The sequence below is a fragment of the Mesorhizobium sp. genome, from assembly GCF_004963255.1.
Classification (GTDB): Bacteria; Pseudomonadota; Alphaproteobacteria; order Rhizobiales; family Rhizobiaceae; genus Mesorhizobium.
In genome coordinates, this window is the sequence record NZ_SUGA01000087.1 from 1 (window position 1) to 1,532 (window position 1,532).

At 64.7% G+C, this 1,532-nt stretch carries 2 protein-coding genes and 1 pseudogene; all 3 read left to right on the top strand.

All coding sequences use genetic code 11. The features are described from left to right. A pseudogene (locus E5X34_RS32515) lies at window positions 1-222 on the top strand (ABC transporter permease); the annotation flags it as partial. A 72-nt stretch (window positions 223-294) separates the two neighbouring features. After that, window positions 295-1,083, top strand: a complete 789-nt coding sequence (locus tag E5X34_RS32520; RefSeq protein WP_292573303.1) for an ABC transporter ATP-binding protein — start codon at window positions 295-297, stop codon at window positions 1,081-1,083. 23 nt (window positions 1,084-1,106) lie between these two features. After that, window positions 1,107-1,532 (top strand): acyl-CoA dehydrogenase family protein (locus tag E5X34_RS32525; protein ID WP_292573305.1); only part of this gene is annotated, 426 nt, incomplete at its 3' end.

Consider the following 1,532-nt stretch of genomic DNA (forward strand, 5'->3'; position numbering starts at 1 on the left):
TTCCACTCCATCAATGTCAGCTGGGACAACCACGAAGGCGAGGGCTACGTGACCTTCCAGCAGTGGGACGGCAAGAAGTGGAACGTCGTCTCCGACTGGATCGCCCCCGACTGGGCGTTGCTCAGGCCGATCATCGAAAAGTCGGCCGAAGCCTATGCGGCCGAGAAGGGCATCAAGCCGCGTACCGCAGCCGATGCCGAAGCGGTGGCCGCCACCAACTGATCCAACGGACCGGGCGCCGGACTATACTGCGACGCCCGGTCATCCACTTCGCAGACATCAGGGAAGCGCGCGATGCCGGGCAATGACGTTATCCTCGCCGTGGACAAGATCCACGCCACCTACAATCACGCCATCACGGCGTTGCACGGCGTCAGCTTCGAGATCAGGCAAGGCGAGATGCTGGCGCTGCTCGGCGCCAACGGCGCCGGCAAGACCACCACGCTGAAAGCTGTCTCCAACCTGCTGCCGGCCGAGCGTGGCCAGATCAACGCAGGCACCATCCGCTATGATGGCCTGGACGTCTCGCGGCGAAAGCCGGGCGACCTGGTGCGCGCCGGGCTCGTCCAGGTGCTGGAAGGCCGCCACTGCTTCAAGAGCCTGAGCGTCGAGGAGAACCTGGTTTCCGGTGGCATCGGCCGCAGCGGCAGCCGCGCCGAAATCAATCGGGATCTGGAACGGGTCTATGCCTATTTCCCCCGCCTGCGGGAAAAGCGCCGGACATTGTCGGGGCTGACCTCAGGCGGCGAACAGCAGATGACGGCTATCGGCCGGGCGCTGATGTCGCGACCGCGCCTGCTTGTCCTCGACGAACCGTCGATGGGGCTTGCCCCGCTCATCGTCCAGGACATCTTCCAGACGCTTAGAAAGCTGAACCGGGAGGCCGGCCTGTCGATCCTGGTCGCCGAGCAGAATTCGGCGGTCGCGCTTGGCTATGCCGACCATGCCACAGTGCTCGAGAACGGGGTCTCGGTTCTTTCCGGCGCCGCCGCCAGCCTGCGCCAGCGCGAGGATGTGCGCGCCTTCTATCTCGGACAACAGCCTTCGCCCGCCCAACCAACACATCTCCACGCCGTCGTGTGAACCGAATCCCAAGGAGCCATGAAATGACTGTGTCCAACGTCAAGACCGACAGAGCCGCGGCCGCCGTTCCACCGGTGCCGCGTCCGGCTACCGCCGCGCATATCATCAAGGACGACGCCGAAGCGATCGCGGTCGCGCATCGCCTTGCGGCCGAGCTTGTCAAGGGTTCTTCCAAGCGCGATCGCGAACGGATCTGGCCGGTGGCCGAGCTCGACCAGTTCTCGCAGAGCGGCCTGTGGTCGATCAATGTGCCGAAGGCGTTCGGCGGACCTGAAGTGTCCTACGCCACATTGGCCAAGGTGATCGAGATCATCTCGGCGGCCGATTCCTCGATCGGCCAGATCGCGCAGAACCACCTCGGTGTCGTCGCGGCCATCCGCACCGTCTCCGACAAGGACCAGCAGGCGCTGCTCTTTGCCGAAGTGCTGAAGGGGACGCGGTTCGGCAAC

Excerpts from the sequence above, each read along its gene's own strand:
- E5X34_RS32520 (WP_292573303.1), top strand. The coding sequence starts at position 295 with ATGCCGGGCAATGACGTTATCCTCGCCGTGGACAAGATCCACGCCACC.